This window comes from Bradyrhizobium vignae, assembly GCF_900324035.1.
Lineage (GTDB): Bacteria > Pseudomonadota > Alphaproteobacteria > Rhizobiales > Xanthobacteraceae > Bradyrhizobium > Bradyrhizobium vignae.
In genome coordinates this window covers 3,001,559-3,018,384 of record NZ_LS398110.1, presented here as the reverse complement: position 1 = coordinate 3,018,384, position 16,826 = coordinate 3,001,559, and the positions used below count along the sequence as shown (strand labels likewise).

General features: G+C 66.7%; 11 protein-coding genes. 2 read left to right on the top strand and 9 right to left on the bottom strand.

The features are described from left to right. Nucleotides 1-93: 93 nt before the first annotated feature. Nucleotides 94-561: an acyl-CoA thioesterase gene (locus BRAD3257_RS14475; RefSeq protein ID WP_122402388.1), complete on the top strand. Its 468-nt coding sequence runs from the start codon at nucleotides 94-96 to the stop codon at nucleotides 559-561. Between the two features lie 15 nt (nucleotides 562-576). Here BRAD3257_RS14475 and BRAD3257_RS14470 read toward each other — a convergent pair whose 3' ends face one another. Continuing rightward, on the bottom strand, nucleotides 577-897 hold the full coding sequence (locus tag BRAD3257_RS14470) for a 2Fe-2S iron-sulfur cluster-binding protein (protein ID WP_008143731.1): 321 nt from the start codon (nucleotides 895-897) through the stop codon (nucleotides 577-579). A 165-nt stretch (nucleotides 898-1,062) separates the two neighbouring features. Continuing rightward, nucleotides 1,063-1,437, bottom strand: coding sequence for an Hpt domain-containing protein (locus tag BRAD3257_RS14465; RefSeq protein WP_122402387.1), 375 nt, complete (start codon nucleotides 1,435-1,437; stop codon nucleotides 1,063-1,065). Nucleotides 1,438-1,833: 396 nt separating this feature from the next. Between BRAD3257_RS14465 and BRAD3257_RS14460 the strand changes: the two genes are divergently transcribed. Continuing rightward, entirely contained in the window at nucleotides 1,834-7,608 is a 5,775-nt protein-coding gene (locus BRAD3257_RS14460; RefSeq protein WP_122402386.1) for an apolipoprotein A-IV repeat region-like domain-containing protein, read from the top strand. 72 nt (nucleotides 7,609-7,680) lie between these two features. Here the strand turns inward: BRAD3257_RS14460 and BRAD3257_RS14455 are convergent, their stop codons facing one another. The 7 genes from BRAD3257_RS14455 to BRAD3257_RS14425 form a co-directional block, all read right to left on the bottom strand. Then, on the bottom strand, nucleotides 7,681-8,334 hold the full coding sequence (locus BRAD3257_RS14455; RefSeq protein WP_122406561.1) for a response regulator: 654 nt from the start codon (nucleotides 8,332-8,334) through the stop codon (nucleotides 7,681-7,683). Beyond that, complete coding sequence (locus BRAD3257_RS14450; RefSeq protein WP_162500204.1) at nucleotides 8,331-11,876, bottom strand: hybrid sensor histidine kinase/response regulator; 3,546 nt, start codon at nucleotides 11,874-11,876, stop codon at nucleotides 8,331-8,333. Before BRAD3257_RS14450 ends, BRAD3257_RS14455 begins: the two co-directional genes overlap by 4 nt. Before the next feature lie 149 nt (nucleotides 11,877-12,025). Next, nucleotides 12,026-13,516, bottom strand: coding sequence for a monocarboxylate uptake permease MctP (gene mctP / locus BRAD3257_RS14445; RefSeq protein ID WP_122402384.1), 1,491 nt, complete (start codon nucleotides 13,514-13,516; stop codon nucleotides 12,026-12,028). Next, the gene (locus BRAD3257_RS14440) at nucleotides 13,506-13,682 is read right to left on the bottom strand and encodes a DUF3311 domain-containing protein (RefSeq protein WP_122406560.1); all 177 of its coding nucleotides are present in this window, start codon (nucleotides 13,680-13,682) and stop codon (nucleotides 13,506-13,508) included. The genes mctP and BRAD3257_RS14440 overlap by 11 nt, the downstream gene beginning before the upstream one ends. A gap of 234 nt (nucleotides 13,683-13,916) precedes the next feature. Beyond that, a complete protein-coding gene (locus BRAD3257_RS14435; RefSeq protein WP_122402383.1) occupies nucleotides 13,917-14,786 on the bottom strand; it encodes an MlaD family protein in 870 nt (289 codons plus the stop codon). A 39-nt stretch (nucleotides 14,787-14,825) separates the two neighbouring features. Continuing rightward, on the bottom strand, nucleotides 14,826-15,596 hold the full coding sequence (locus tag BRAD3257_RS14430) for an ABC transporter ATP-binding protein (protein WP_162500203.1): 771 nt from the start codon (nucleotides 15,594-15,596) through the stop codon (nucleotides 14,826-14,828). 2 nt (nucleotides 15,597-15,598) lie between these two features. Continuing rightward, nucleotides 15,599-16,732 (bottom strand): MlaE family ABC transporter permease, encoded by a 1,134-nt coding sequence (locus tag BRAD3257_RS14425; RefSeq protein ID WP_122402382.1) that lies wholly within the window; start codon nucleotides 16,730-16,732, stop codon nucleotides 15,599-15,601. Nucleotides 16,733-16,826 lie beyond the last annotated feature (94 nt).

Below are 16,826 nucleotides of genomic sequence, written 5' to 3'. Positions count from 1 at the left end.
AGGCATAAAAGCGGGATCGCCCCGCAGTCGCGCCCACTTGCCGGGCCAAAATAACTGGGCTGTAACGAGGATGGATATGACGGAGATCAATCGGTGAACGCGCCAGCCCGCCCCGACACGACGCCGCGCCTTGAGGACTATCCCTACCGCCTCAGCGACAACGTCCGCTTCGGCGATCTCGATCCAAACCAGCACGTCAACAACGCGGTCTACGCCACCTATTTCGAGACGGGCCGTGTCACGCTGATGAAGCTTCCCGAATACGGGCTGACCCCGCCGGGCCTCGCCTGGATCATGGTGCGACTCGACATGCATTTTCGTGCCGAGCTGCACTGGCCGAACACGATCGAGCTCGGCCTCGGGGTGGTGAAGCTCGGACGAACGTCGGTGACCTTCGAGCAGGTCGTGTTCTCGCAAGGAAAGTGCATCGCGTCGGCGACGTCGGTCGGCGTCTTGCTCGATGAGGCGACGCGACGCCCCGCGCCGCTGACTGCAGAGGTGATCGAGAAGCTCAGACCCTGGCACAAGCGCGGCATCGAGGTCGCGCCGCCGAGCATCTAGTTTGTTTGGAGACGATCAGGCCTGGCGTTCCGGCGTCGCCACGACGAGACCGTCGAGCTCGTCGGAAACCTTGATCTGGCAAGACAGGCGCGAATTCGGGCGCACGTCGAAACCGAAATCGAGCATGTCCTCCTCCATCGGCGTCGGGCTGCCCACCTTCTCACGCCACGCTTCGTCGACATAGACATGGCAGGTCGCACAGGCGCAGGCGCCGCCGCATTCGGCCTCGATGCCGGGAATGCTGTTGCGGATCGCGGCTTCCATCACGGTTGCGCCGTTCTCGATTTCCACCGTGCGGGTTTCGCCCTTGTGGTCGACAAAGTGAATCTTGGCCATATCTGCTCGTGCTGCCGCGGTGCTGGGAAGGAAGGAGGGTCCGGGCTGTCCTATAACGGGTCGGTCAGCCCGGCGCCATAGCGTTTTGATGCGAAATGAATCCCATCTTGCGGGAAGAAAACGCGTCAAAACAAATGACTAGAGCGCGGCTTTGACCGTATCGGCCTACGGCTTCAGGATCGCCTCGATGGCGGCGCGGACCTCCGTCACCGCCTGTTTCAGCGCGGCGAGGGCATCGGGCCGGCCACGGCCGGTCCTGATCGCGGTCTCCAGGCTGGCTGCGGCATCGGCCACCGCAAAGGCGCCGATTCCTCGCGCCGAACCCTTGAGCTTGTGCGCGAGCGCGCCGGTCTCGGCCGGCATCGCAGCCATCGCCGCCAGCAGGCGGACCGCCTGCTCGGCGAACATCGCCAACACTTCCTGTTCCAGTTCAGTGTCGCCGAGCGTCATCCGGGACAGGTGATCGAGATCCAGCGGGCTATCGATGGGTGCAAGCGGGGGCGACGGCATCCAATCCATCCGTTGCAGTTCAGGCGTCATGGCGCAGGCCCCGGCATCGCGCGGCGGCCGCCGGTCCGGCGGTCAGGTTCCCCTCACCCAAGCATGAAAATGGTTAACGAAATGTTTGGGCTATTTGACGTAGATCTGCCTGTTTATTGACAACAAGTTGCCGCAATCGACCGAGTCCGGTGGAGAATTGCATTTATTGCTAAGGCGTTACGCCACGATCCTGTTAACGATGATTAAGAATGTCTTAATCGCGGGCATTTCATTCGCGACGCTCTGCAAATAGGATGTTGCAGAAATTGGCGGACAAGCCGTCCGGGTGGGGACGGCTCGGGGATCCGCGCAAGCGGCATGATCCGGTCTGTGGGCTTGCGCCGCGCGCAGGGCTCGCGGGGGGACGCGTACACGTAACGAGGGCTCGGACTGAACATGGCGAACACTCCGAAAAAGGTCAAAGACCCCACAGAAGTCGCGCTTTCTGCGATCCAGGAAGCCCTCAACATCAGCGACACGGCTGCGGACACCAGCCGCAACGTCTCCGTGCGCAACGAAGCGGCGCCCCCGGTGCCGCCGCCTGCCCCTCCGATCTTCGATGAGCCGAGCTTCGAGCCGCGCCCGGCCGCCAACGAGGGGGCGACCGTGTTCGACCCGGTCGAGGAGCCGCGCCCCTCGCGCCGCGCCGCCAATGACGACCGCGAGACCATCGGCCAGCTGCTCCAGGCGCTGCAGAAGGGCCGCCCTGCCCGCAGCGTCTACACCTTCGCCACCATCTTCGCCGGCATCTGGCTCGCCGCCTGCGCCGCGCTGACCGTCGGCTTCCTGCCCTCGATCCAGGCCGCCATGGGCCAGAGCGGCGGCGTGCTCGTCATCGCCGGTCTCGTCGCGATGTTCTTCGCGCCGATCATGCTGTTCTACTTCCTGGCGAGCCTCGTCTGGCGCGGCCAGGAAATGCGCATGATCGCGCAGGCGATGGCGCAGGTCGCGATCCGCTTCTCCGAACCGGAAGGCTCGGCCTCCGATTCCATGGTCACCGTCGGCCAGGCCATCCGTCGCGAGGTCGCGGCGATGGGCGACGGCATCGAACGCGCGATTGCGCGCGCCGGCGAGCTCGAGACGCTGGTCGCCAACGAGGTCGCAGCGCTGGAACGCGCCTATTCCGACAACGAGGTGCGCATCCGCGCCCTGCTCCAGGACATCGCGCATCAGCGCGACAATCTGGTCGGCCAGGCCGAGCAGGTCCGCAGCGCCATCTCCGGCGTGCAGATCGACCTGCGCCACGACATCGCGCTGATCTCGGACGCGATCGCCTCCCGTGTCGACGAGGTCGCCAAGTCCATCACCGGCGCGCTCGAAGAGCGCGGTGCCCACATCACCCAGGCGCTGAGCAATGCCGGTGACAACATGATCCTGGCGCTCGGCGAGCGCGGCGGCGACCTGCTCGACCGCCTCGAGGAAGCCAGCAACGAGACCACGCGCGCCGTGCTCGACGCCAGCGAGCGGCTGACCACCAGCCTCAACTTCAAGACCGGCCACGTCCACGACGAGTTCGTCGATCTCGCCGACCGCGTCCATGAGATGCTGAACGAGCGCATCGACCGCATCACCGGCGAATTCGAGCAGCGTTCCGCCGCGATCGTCGACGGCATCTCCGAGCGCACCGAGCAGGTGCACGATTCCCTGAAGAACTCGTCGGACTCGCTGCTGCTCGAGCTCGAGCTGCGTTCCAACGACATCTCCGCCAAGATCGACGACGCCGGCAACCGCCTCGCCGGCCAGATCATGACGAGCGGCGACAAGGCGAGCGAGGCGCTCGACGCCACCGTCAACGCCCTGGTCGCCAAGGTCGTCAGCCAGACCGAGACCGCACACGACTCGCTGTCGCTGCAGATGAGCGCCTTCGACGAGCTGGTGAGGAACCAGGGCACCGAGCTGGTCGAGAAGTTCGCCCGCGACTCCGGCACGCTGGGCGCGCTGATCACGCGCCACATCTCCGAGTTCGACCGCACCGTGAAGACCTTCGGCGGCGAGATCGTCGAGCGCATGGGCCAGCGCACGCAGGACATCGCCGAGACGCTGAGGACCTATGTCGACAATTTCGACACCCGCTTCACGGCGAACGGCGGCCAGATCACGGCGGTGCTCGACCAGCGCCTCGTGCAGTTCGAGACCACGATCGGCGAACGCGTCGCCAACCTCGACACCTCGCTGAACGGCAAGATCGCGAGCCTCGACGGCACGATCGAAGGCCACATCAGGACCTTCGACGAGCAGCTCGTCGGCCGCGTCGCCGCACTCGAACAGTCGTTCGACACCCGCGCGAAGTCCATGACCGAAACCATCGACGGGCGCATCAACACGCTGGCGACATCGCTGACCGACGGTGCCGCGCAGGCGATCCAGTCGATCGACTCCCGCCTCACCCACCTCACGACCTCGCTGACCGATGGCGCATCGCAGACCATCCAGTCGATCGACACCCGGCTGACGCACCTCACGACGACGCTCACCGGCGGCGCGTCGCAGGCGCTCGAATCCATCGACTCCCGCCTCACCTATCTGACCACCGCCGTGACCAACGGCGCCTCGCAGGCCGTGCAGTCGATCGACACGCGCCTCACGCTGCTGACCTCGACGCTCACGGACGGCACCGCGCAGGCGATCGAGGCGGTCGACCGCCGCATTACCGGCGTCACCGAGATCATCGACGGCCGCAGCACGCATCTGACCGACACGGTCACGGCGCGCTTCCAGGACATCCAGCAGGCCATCGAGACCAAGATCGGCTCCGTCGCCAGCGACATCGACGTGCGCGTGGCGCAGTTCGAGGACCTGCTCGGCTCGCGCGTCGAGGCCGTCGCCGGCCGCATCGAGAGCAGCGGACGCCAGGCCAGCGAGGACATGATGTCCCGCGCCGAGATGATCTCGACCGCGATCCGTTCGCATGTCGAGGACGCCGAGCGCTCGCTCACCAACCTCGTCGTCAACACCAGCGAGACCATCCAGACCGGCGCGCGCGCGGCCCAGCAGTCGCTGCTGACGGTCTCCTCCGACGTCAACGCCCAGCTCAAGATGACCTCGGCCGAGGTCGAGCAGGCGCTGACCGCGGTCGGCACCGGTGCGGCGAACTCGATCCTGACCAGTGCCCGCGAAGCCCAGTCGACGCTCGTCGCCGCATCGGGCGAGGCCTCCAACCAGATCAAGGGGCTCGCGGCCGACGTCGAACGCACGCTGTCGGCGGCCGGCTCCGCCACTGCGGCCTCCATCCTGGCCGGCGCCCGCGAGGTGCAGACCACCCTCGTCACGGCGTCCTCGGATGCGGCGAGCCAGGTCAAGGCGCTCACCGCCGACGTGCAGCGTTCGCTGTCGCTGGCCGGCACCACCACGGCGGAATCGATCACTGCCGGCGCCCGCGATGCGCAGAACGCGCTGATCGCGGCCTCGACCGAGACCGCCAACCAGATCAAGGCGCTGTCCTCGGACGTGCAGCGCTCGCTTACGATGGCGGGCACCACCACGGCGGAATCGATCACCGCCGGCGCCCGCGACGCGCAGAACGCGCTGATCGCGGCCTCGACCGAGACCGCCAACCAGATCAAGGCGCTGTCCTCGGACGTGCAGCGCTCGCTTACGATGGCGGGCACCTCGACGGCCGAGACCATCATGAGCGGCGCCCGCGAGGCCCAGAGCACGCTGGTCACGGCGTCCTCGGATGCGGCGAGCCAGGTCAAGTCGCTCGCGGCCGAAGTGCATCGTTCGCTCTCGCAGGTGGGCCAGACGACGGCCGAGACGATCACCACCAGCGCGCGCGACGCCCAGAGCACCCTGCTCGCGGTCTCGGCCGAACAGACCAGCCAGGTCCGTTCGCTCGCGGCCGAGATGCAGCGCGCGCTGGCGACCGCCGGCGGCGCCACCATCGAGGCGCTCACCAGCGGTGTCCGCGAGGCCCAGGGCTCGCTGATCTCCGCCTCGAGCGATGCGGCGAGCCAGATCAAGTCGCTGACGACGGACATCGAGCGCACGCTGACCGCGGTCGGCGCCGACACCGCCTCGACCATCCTCAACAGCGCGCGCGAGGCGCAGATCTCGCTGACCTCGACCTCGGCCGACGCCGCGAGCCAGATCCGCACGATCTCGACCGAGATCGAGCGCACGCTGAGCGCGGCCACCGCCAACGCGACCAACGACATCCAGACCAGCGCGCTCAACGCCCAGAACGCGCTGATCTCCGCCTCCAACGAGGCGAGCTCGCGGGTCAAGACGAGCTCGGCCGACGTCGAGCGCTCGGTGCTCGCCGCCACCTCCAGCTTCGGCCAGGCCATGACCGGCAAGACTGACGAGATCGTCACCTACGTGCAGCAGCAGGCCGACCGCCTGTCGAACATGATCGACGCCAAGCGCGGCGCGCTGGTCGATGCCATCGGCTCGAAGACCAACCAGCTCACCCTCGACATCGACCGCGTCACCTCCGACGCGTTGAAGTCGATCGAGACGCGCGGCAACGCCTTCTCGCAGACCATGATGGGCAACGGCTCGGAAGTCGCCCGCACCATCAACGCGGCGAGCGAGATCGCCACCAGCGCGGTCGGCAAGTCGCTGAAGGACCTCGAGCAGGCCTCGCGTTCGGCGATCGACCAGTCGCGCCAGGTCTCGATCGCGGCCGTCACGGAGATGCAGGAGACCAGCAAGATCCTGCGCACCGACACGGTCGCCCTGTTCGAGCGCCTGCGCGAAGGCAACATCCTGCTGCAGGAGGTGCTGACCGGTGCGCACGACAACCTCAACTCGCTGGAGCGGGCGCTGGTGACGCGCGTCGCCGACTTCGTCTCGGCGATGAACGACGTCACCTCGCGCAACGGCGCCGCGACTCAGAACCTGGAAGAGCAGCTCAACGTCTTCAACAGCAAGACCACGAAGGCGCTCCAGGATCTCGGCGAGCTGTCGACCCAGTTCGACAAGCACGGCAAGGCGCTGGTCGAGGCCGCGCAGGTCGTCGAGCAGAGCAACAAGAACACCACCGCCTCGCTCGCCGAGCGCAAGCAGGCACTGGAATCGCTCGTCACCACGATCGACCTGCGCACGGCCGATCTCGACCAGCGGCTGTCGCGCTTCACCGGCCTCCTCGATGAATCGCTGGCGGCCGCCGAAGAGCGCGCCCGCGACATCGCCCGCGTCGTCGCCGAGACCGCCGGCGCAGGCTCCGCCGCGATCACCCGCCAGTTCGAGGCGGTGCGCGCGGCGTCCGAGGAGGAGCACCGCCAGACCATCGAGGCGATGCACGACATCTACCGCCAGACCACGGACGAGGCGGATGCGATGTTCAAGCAGTCAACCGAGAAGTTCACCAACCTCGTCGGCAGCATGAAGCAGATGGCTCTCGAGATGCACAATGAGCTCGAAGCCACCCGCAACGAGCTGCGCCGCGGCGTGCTCGAGATGCCGCAGGAGGCTGCCGAGAGCACGGCCCAGATGCGCAAGGTGATCGTCGACCAGATCGAGGCGCTCGCCGAGCTCAACCGCATCGTGGCCCAGCATGGCCGCGGGCTCGACGTCACTACGGCGGGCCGCGCCAGCATCCATCGCCAGGAAGAGCCGGTGCTGGCCGCGGCCGTCGGCGGCCGGGCTCCCGAGACCCGCATGCGCGACACCGGCAGCGCCTCGACGCTGCCGCCGCCGGACCTCGGCATGCCGGCCGCGCGCCGCACCGAAGCGCCGCCGGTCGCACCTGGCGGTAGCGACCAGGGCCGCGACGGCTGGCTGTCGGACCTGCTCAACCGCACGGACGCCAATCACGGCGCCCCGACCGGTCGTGAGGCTCTGCGCGGCCGCAATGCCGCCGCGCCGCAGCCGCAGGCACCGCAAGATGGCAGCAATCCGCTGGAATCGCTGTCGCTCGACATCGGCCGGCTGATGGACCGCAACCTCGCCGCCGAGATGTGGGACCGCTATCAGCGCGGCGAGAACAAGGCCTTCACCAAGCGCCTGTACACGCCCGCCGGCCAGAAGGCCTTCGACGAGGTCGCCCGCAAGTACCGCGCCGACCGCAACTTCAAGGACACGGTCGACCGCTACGTCGCCGAGTTCGAGCGCCTGCTCGACGAAGTCGCCCGCGACGGCCGCGGCCCGCAGGAGCTGCGCAGCCACCTGATCTCGGAGACGGGGCTGGTGTACACGCTGCTGGCGCACGCGGCGGGACGATTGGGATAAGCAGCAGAATTCCAAGACAACAGAATGAAGACGGAGGCCTCACGGCCTCCGTCTTGTTTTGCGGGAGGGATCTCAGGTGCCGTTGGGCTGACCGAATGACAGCCGCTCGGCCACGACCGCGGCCTGGGTGCGCGAGCCGACGCCGAGCTTGCGCAGGATCGTCGAGACGTGGCCCTTCACGGTCTGCTCGGCGATGTCGAGTTCGCCCGCGATCTGCTTGTTGAGCTTGCCTTCGACGATCATTGCGAGAATGCGCAGCTGCTGCGCCGACAGCGAAGCCATTCTTGCGGCAAGCTCGACGTCGGCGCTCTGGATCGAGCCGCGCCCGCCGACATTGGGCGGCATCCAGATTTCACCGGCGAGTATTTTCGTGATCGCATCCGCCATCTCGGGCAGGCCGAGCGATTTCGGGATGTAGCCGGATGCGCCGTAGGCAATCGCACGGCGGATCGTGGCGGCGTCCTGCCGTGCCGAGATGATCGCCACCGGCACGGTCGGGAACTGCGCCGACAGGATGAACAGCGCGGCAAACCCTTGAATGCCCGGCATGGTCAGATCCCAGAGGATCAGGTCGATCTCGTCGGACTGGGCGGTCAGGACGCCGATCGCCTCGTCCAGCGACTGGCAGGCGATGATGTCGAGATCCGGCAGCACGCTCGACAAGGCGCTCCGCAACGCCGCCTGCACCAGCGGATGATCGTCGCCGATCAGGATGCGCATCGTCAGGAAGTCTCCAGTTTCGTCTCGAACTGCCGGTTCAGGGCTTCGCTGCCGAGGAAGCGCCGCAGAGCGGCCGGCTTGATCGGCTTCGTCAGGATCTCGCAGCCGCGCGCCCTTGCCTCCTCGCGCACGGCCTCGCTGCGATCGGCTGTGACGATCAGCGCACGGACGTCGCGCCCCGACTTCTGCCTGAGATCGTCGAGAAAGTCCAAGCCGCTGCGACCATCGTCGAGGTGGTAATCGAGCAGCACGAGGTGCGGTGGATGGGCCGCGGCCGCCGCCATCGCTCCATCGGCGTCCGTGGCGACAAGCACATGGTGCCCCCACCCACCGAGCAATGCCGTCAAGCCGTCGAGAATGGCCGCCTCATTGTCGAGGCACAGGATCGTCAGCGTGCGCTCCGCGACCGCGGGCGGCGCATCTGCCACCTTGCGCTGAAGCGGCGTTCCCGCTCCGCGCGCCAGCGGCACCGTGACGGCGAAGCACGAGCCGTGTCCGGGCCGCGATCGGACGTCGACGGGATGGCCCAGGAGCCGCGAGATACGATCCACGATCGCAAGACCGAGACCCAGGCCCTTCTCCGATCCGGGGGTCAGACGCTGGAACTCCTCGAAGATCCGCGTCCGATCCTCCGCCGCGATCCCGACGCCGGTGTCCCAGACCTCGATGCGCAGATCGCCGCCGCGCCGCCGGCAGCCGAGCAGGATGCGTCCCCTGGGCGTGTAGCGGAGCGCGTTCGACAACAGGTTCTGCAAGATGCGACGCAGGAGATGCGGATCGCTGCGCACGGCGACACGACAATCGACGACGTTGAGGACGAGCCCGCGTTCGTGCGCCATCGCGGAGAACTCGACGTTCAACTGCACGAGCAGATCCGCGATCGGAAAATCAAACGCTTCGGCGCGAACGGCGCCGGCATCGTAGGAGGAGATGTCGAGCAGCCTGTCCAGCACGTGCTCGGTCGAGCGCAGCGCCGTGATCGCGCTGCTCGCCAGGTTGCGCTCCTTGTCGACGTCGCCGGATCGCGATGCGGCATGCAGGCTTTCGTCGAGCGCGGACAGGAACAGCCGGGCCGCATTCAGCGGTTGCAGCAGATCGTGGCTGGCCGCCGCCAGGAAGCGGGTCTTGCCGAGATTGGCCTGCTCGGCTTCCGCCTTCGCCAGCTCGAGCGCCTCGGTCCGCTCCCGGACGCGCAGCTCGAGCCCCTCGTTGGCCCGGCGCAGGGCTTCCGCGGCGCGATGACGCTCGGTGACGTCGGTGTAGGTCGATACGTAGCCGCCCTCGGCGACGCGATCATAGACGATCTCGAGCACCGTGCCGTCCGGCCGCTTGCGCTCGTACAGATACGGCCAGCTCTGGGTGGCGACGTCACGATTGACAAGGAGCGCGGCGAATTCGGACGCGGCATATTCGCCGCGCTCGACGTTGAAGGCAATGAGGTCCGCCAGCGGAAGACCGACGCGCACGAAATCCGGCGGCAGGTCCAGGAGCGCGATGAAACGGCCGTTCCAGGCCGTGATGTTGAAATCGGCATCGAAGGCGCAAATGCCCTGCGGCACGCTTTCGAGCGTGCTCTGCAAAAGGTTGCGGTTGAAGCGCAGCGCCTCCGAGGCTTCGTCGAGCATCGCCATCGCCGCCCGCCGCGACAGCGAGTGCCCCTCCAGGGATGCGGCGATCACCACGCGCGCCGATGCAGCACCGATGGCACCGGCAAGCAGATTCTCCGTGAAGCGGATCGAGTCGAGATCGACGAGCCCCGACGGATCGAGGCGCGGCCCGGTGCCGGCGCTACGCGCCGCGAGATAGTTGTCGAAGGCCGCTGCGCCGCGCTGCGCGCCGACAAAACGCAACGCCAGCGCGCGGAGATCGTCGAGCCGGACCACCACGCGGGAGGACAGCGTCGGGATCTTTTCGCGGATGACGCCATCGGCGAATGCGGCCGCCTGGTTGCGCTCGACGGTCGACTGCCGCCCCAACGCCGAGATCATCAGGAAGCAGACGAGATTGGCGCCGAGGCTCCAGAGCGTGGCGTGCGAGATCGGATCGATCCCTTCGAGACCCAGCAATGCGTTCGGCTTGAGCCAGGCGAGCTTCCACGGCCCCTGGCGGACGATCTCCTCGATCGCCGGCCAGAGCGGCGCGGCCGAGGGAAGCAGCAGCGTATAGGCCCAGATGGAAAAGCCGACCGCGATTCCGATCGAGGCACCGGCCTTGTTGGCCCGCGGCCAGAACAGCCCTCCGACGAACGCCGGACCGAATTGCGCGACCGCGACGAACGACAGGAGTCCGATCAAGGTCAGCGGATAGGACTGATTGACCAGGCGGTGCATCAGATAGGCGAGCAGCAGGATGCCAACAATCGAGAGCCGGCGCACCGCCACCAGCACCGAGGTCATCGGCCGGCTCTGCGCACGCAGGCCGAAGACGCGCGAGCGCAACAGCAGCGGCATGATGACGTCGTTGCAGAGCATGGTGCTGAGCGCGACCGACGTCATGATCACCATGCCGGTGGCGGCCGAGAGCCCGCCCAGGAACGCGATCAGGCTGATGGTGCCCGCATCCGCCGCGATCGGCAGCGAGATGACGTAAGTGTCGGGGTCCATCATCGCGCCGAACCTCGCAAGCCCTGCCGCGGCGATCGGCAGGATCAGCAGGCTGAACAGCGCAAGGTAACTCGGGTAGAGCCATGCCGCTGTGCGCGTGTGCGCCGGCGCCTCGTTCTCGACGACGGCGACATGGAAGGCCTGCGGCAGACACAGGAAAGCGATGCCCGAGATGACGATCGTCGCAGGCCACACCGGCTGCGTCGGATCGAAGCTGAGGATCCCCGCCAGTTGCGGCTCCGATTGAAACTGCGACAGCAGGGCGGCGGGACCGCAAGACAGGCCGAACAGCACGAACAGCGCGACGATCAGGAATGCGAGCAGCTTGACGACGCTCTCGAAGGCGATCGCGAGCATCAGGCCGCGATGATGCTCGCTGGCATGGACATGCCGGACGCCGAACACGATCGCGAACAGCGCCATCGACGCGGCGACGCCGAAGGCGGAGTCCTGCCAGAATCGCAGTGCTTCGCCTCCGGCGCGCTCGGGCTGGAGGATCAGATAGTCAAAGCTCTTGCCGACAGCCTTGAGTTGAAGCGCGATATAGGGAAGCACGCCGAGCAGCGATGCCAGCGTCACGAAGGCCGCCAGCGCCTGGCTCTTGCCGTAGCGCGCGGCGATGAAGTCGGCGATCGAGGTGACGTTCTGCGCCTTCGCGATCGCGATCACCTTCGACAGGAGCCGTTGGCCGAACAGCAGCACCAGGGTCGGGCCGATATAGATCGTGGCAAAGTCCAGCCCGCTGGTGGCGGCCCGTCCGACCGATCCGTAGAAGCTCCAGGAGGTGTTGTAGACCGCAAGCGTCAGGCAATAGCTGATCGCGGCCACCCAGGAGTTTGGCGACACCAGCGGTCCACCGGCGCTCCGCCGATCGCCCCACCAGGCCACCAGGAACAACGTGGTCACATAGCCCGCAGCGACCGCAAGAACGAACCACGCCTGCAAGACATCCTCACCCGAGATCGTCTGATCGGCCGGCGATGAGCGGGGCCGGATCGCGGGCGGATACTATAGCGTTTTCAATCGCATGGAAGGCTATTTCGCTCCGAAGAAGCGGCGGCCGGAGGATCGTCGGCCGCCGCTTGAGGGTCACTTCAGGCCGCCTCGCGGGACAGCCGCTCCTGCGGCACGCGCTTGACCGCCAGGTTGACCACGACGGCAACCACGATGTTCAGCGCGAGCGCCAGGACGCCGGTGTAGATCGCGACTTTGCCGGCGCCGAAGTCGATGCTGTGCAGCGGCTTCAGCCCGTCCGACCAGGCGAGCCATGAGCCGCCTGCAAGGCCGACGGCCCAGCCGGCCAGAAGCGCCGTGCTCGAGAACCAGTTCAGATAGAGGCCGAACACCAGCGCCGGCAGCGTCTGGAGGATCCAGAGCCCTCCGAGCAGTTGCAGGTCGAGCGCGAACTGCGTCGGCATCAGGAGAATGGCGAGCAGCGCGCCGACCTTCACCAGCATGGAGGTGATCTTGGCGACCTTCGCCTCGCCCGCCGGCGTCACCTTCGGATCGACCCACACCTTCCAGAAGTTGCGGGTGAACAGGTTGGCGGCGCCGATGCTCATGACCGCCGCCGGCACCAGCGCGCCGATCGCGATCGCCGCGAAGGCAAAGCCCGCGAACCAGCTCGGGAACAGGGTCTTGAACAGCTCAGGCACGACGTCGTTGTTGCTCGCGAGCTTCAACCCGGCCGCATGGCCCATGTAGCCCAGCAGCGCGAGGAGACCGAGCAGCAGCGTGTAGGCCGGCAGCAGCATCGCATTCTTGCGGATGGTGTTGCCGCCCGAGGACGCGAAGATGCCCGTCAGCGTGTGCGGATACATGAAGGCCGCGAGCGCCGAGCCCAGCGCCAGCGACGCATAGGGCACGATCTGCGCCGGCGACAGCAGGATACCGCCCGAGCCCTTTGCGGCAAAAGCCGCATCCGCCGCGGTGAAGATCGCGCCATAGCCGCCGAGCTTGGAGGGCACGATCGCGATCGCAGCGATCACCACGATGTAGATCATGATGTCCTTGACGAAGGCGATCAGCGCCGGCGCGCGCAGCCCGGACGAGTAGGTGTAGAGCGCGAGTACCAGGAAGGCGAGAACGAGCGGCACCTCGCCGTGAAGCCCGAGCGCCTTGATCGCGACCTCCATGCCGATGAGCTGGAGCGCGATATAGGGCATTGTCGCCAGCACGCCCGTCGCCGCAACCGCGAGCTCGAGGCCGCGCGAGCCGTAGGCACCGCGCACCACGTCGCCGGCGGTGACATAGCCGCGCTCCTTGGCGACCTTCCAGAGCACCGGCATCACCGCGAACACGAAGGGATAGACGATGATGGTGTAGGGCAGCGCGAAGAAGCCGTAGGCGCCGACCGCATAGACCAGCGCGGGAACCGCGATCACGGTGTAGGCGGTGTAGAAATCGCCGCCGACCAGGAACCAGGTGATCCAGGTCCCGAACTTGCGGCCGCCCAGGCCCCACTCGTCGAGATGAGCGAGCGTTTCCGGCTTGCGCCAGCGCGAAGCGACGAAACCCATGCCGGTAACGAGAACGAAGAGAGCGATGAATACGGCGAACGCCGCGCTATCGACATCAGTCAGCACGGCGCACGCTCCTGTAGACGATGTAGGTGAGTAGAGAGGTCAGCGGCACCCAGGCGAGCTGATACCAATAGAAGAACGGGAAGCCGAATAGATGGGGCTCCCGGACATTGTAGAACGGCACGATCATCAGGCCGATGAACGGCAACAACAGCAACAGGCGTACCACGCGCTCTCCTCCCCTGTGAGTGAAGTCGACGCGCCTTTTCGTGGACGCGCCTTGAGCGCGGTATAGCTGACAACGAGGGACGGCCCCTCCCCCTACCTTGGCTCGGCCCGACCCCCATACTTTCGTACTGGCGCAGCGGCCCCACATCTGCGCAGCAGCGTTGCAGGCTGCCGCGCGTCCGGGACACGAGACCCACGATGACGAACGCACAGGGTGCGTGAACGCGTCCGCCTGCTACCGCCTGCGCTCGGCCGCCGCCGGCTTCGGCGGTTCGGGCGGCGGGGCGGGTTGCGATGAGTTGCTGGCGCCGAACAGCACGCGGGTCGGGTTGCGGTCGAAATTGTTCACGGCGCGGCTGATGTCGCCGAGGGTGCGGCGGCCGTCGGCCATCAGCGCGCCGGAGCGCTTGTCGAAATCCTCGGCGAGTTCGCGGATCGACTTCACCGCCTGAAACAGCTCGCCGCCATCCTTGCCGCCCGCCAGCGTGTTGAGGCCGAGCATGAGATTGTCGGCCTTGAGCATGACGCCGTCGACCTTGGCCATCACGCCGTCGATCTTCTCGGAGTTGCGGGCGAGCGAGTTGGTGAAGGTCTCCAGATTCTTCAGCGAGTTCTTCACCGTTTCCTGATTGTCGGCGACGATCTTGTTGATGTTCTGCAGCGTGGCGCGGATCGCCTCGGTGACGTCCTGGAGCTTGTTGGGGTCGGCGGTCAGCGTCGGGATGCCGTCCTGGTCGAGCGGCGGCGGTGCCGCGGCCTCGTCGCCGCCCTTGAGCGAGATTGCGGCGACGCCCGTGAGGCCCTGGAATTCGAGGCCGACCAGGGTGTCCTTGCGGATCGGGGCGTTGTTCTCGATCATGGCGAGTGCGACAACCCGCCGCGGGTTGTCCAGCTTCACCGAGACCACCTCGCCCACCCGGATACCGTTGAAGTTGACGCTGCCGCCGTTGCGCAGGCCCGCTGCGGGCCCCTCGAACACGACGCGCAGGGGGCTGCGCTGCTTGGTGGTGTGCAGCGACTGAAACCACAGCACGAAGCCGATCGCCGCGGCGATCACCGCCAGCGTGAACGAGCCGATCAATACGTAATTCGCCCGCGTTTCCATCAGGTGCTCCGGCTACGACCCAGCTCTCAACCCAGCCACTTAACCCATGACCGCGCGGGCGCGCTTGCCATGGAAATATTGCCTCAGCCAGGGATGCTGCGAGGCCTGCATGTCGGCGATCGACCCTGCCGCAATGATCTTACCGTTCCCTAAAACGGCGATGCGGTCACACGCTGTGTAAAGGCTGTCGAGATCGTGGGTTACCATGAAAACCGTCAGTCCCAAAGTGCGCTGGAGGGTCCGGACCAGCTCGTCGAAATCGCCGGCGCCGATCGGGTCGAGGCCCGACGTCGGCTCGTCCAGGAACACGAGATCGGGATCGAGTGACAGCGCGCGGGCGAGCGCCACGCGCTTGATCATGCCGCCGGAGAGCTCGGACGGGAAACGCTCGGCGACTTCGGGCTTGAGCCCGACCATGGTCAGCTTGGCCATGGTGATCTCATCCATCAGCCGCTGCGAGACGCGCAAGTATTCGCGCATCGGAAACTGGATGTTCTGCCGCACCGTCAGCGAGGAGAACAGCGCGCCCTGCTGAAACAGCACGCCCCAGCGCCGCTCCACGTTGCGCCGCTGCGACGTGCTGGAGGAATCGAGGTCGACGCCGAACACTTCGATGCTGCCCGCGACCTTCGGCACCAGACCGATGATGGTCCGCGTCAAAACGGACTTGCCCGCGCCCGAGGGGCCGACAAATCCCAAAATCTCGCCGCGCTTGACGTCGAGGTTGAGCCCGTCGAGCACACGTGTTGCGCCGAACTGGACGGTGATGTCACGGACGCGGATGATGGGGTTTTGAATTTCGCCTGCCATCGTCACATCCCGATCGAGGCGAAGAAGATGGCGAACACGCCGTCCATGACGATGACGAAGAAGATGCCCTTCACGACCGACGCCGTGGTGTGCTGTCCCAGCGATTCCGCGCTGCCCTGCACGGCGAGCCCTTCGACGCAGGCGACGATGCCGATCACGGCGGCCATCACCGGCGCCTTGACGATGCCGACGATGAAATGATCGATCGAGATGGCGTCGCGCAGGCGCAACAGGAAGGCCTCCGGCTGCACGCCACCATAGAGCCAGGCAACCAGACCGCCGCCATAGAGCGCGGCCATCGCGCCGAGGAAGGCAAGGATCGGCAGCGCCAGCACCAGCGCCATCATGCGCGGCAGCACCAGGACCTCGATCGGATCGAAGCCCATGGTACGCAGCGCGTCGATCTCCTCGCGCATCTTCATCGAGCCGAGCTCGGCGGTGTAGGCGCTGCCGGAGCGGCCCGCGACCATGATCGCGACCAGGAGCACGCCGATCTCGCGCAGCACCAACACGCCGAGCATGTCGACGACGAAGATGTCGGCGCCGAAGCGGCGGAAATGGAAGATGCCCTGTTGCGCGATGATGCAGCCGATCAGGAAGGTGATCAGCACGATGATCGGCACCGCGCGCCAGCAGACCTGCTCCATGTGATGCACCGTCGAGGTCAGGCGGAACGAGCGCGGATGGATCAGGACGCGAAAGCCCGCAGCGAGCACCGCGCCGAGCATGTCGACGAGGCCTGCCACCGTGCCGGCGAGGCCGGCCACCGCCCGGCCGATCTGCTCCAGCATGCCGGTGATGGTGATGGGGCTGCGGTCGATCACGGGGGTCGCCCGCACCCGCCGCACCTCGTCGACCAGGCTCGAATAATTGGCGGAGAGCCCGGCGATCTGCGGCTCGACCGCGCCCGTGGTCAGGCTGCGGCGCAGCCGCTCGATCAGCCAGGCTCCGAACGTGTCGAGCTTGGCGATCTCGGACACGTCGATGAAGATGCTTTGCGGACTGCCGCCGAGCTTCTCGGCGTCGGCCACCATCCGTTCCAGGACCGGCGCAAAGCTCGCGGTCCAGGTTCCGGTGGCGCGGAGTGCCAGCGCGTTGCCCTTCGCAATCCGCTCCAGCTTCGGATCGCTACTCAAGACGTCCGCTCCCGTGCCGGGGCGGAGAAAATCAGATGGTTGCGCACGCGCCCTTACCCAGAGAAGGTATCCCCAAGTGGTTAATGTTAGTTGC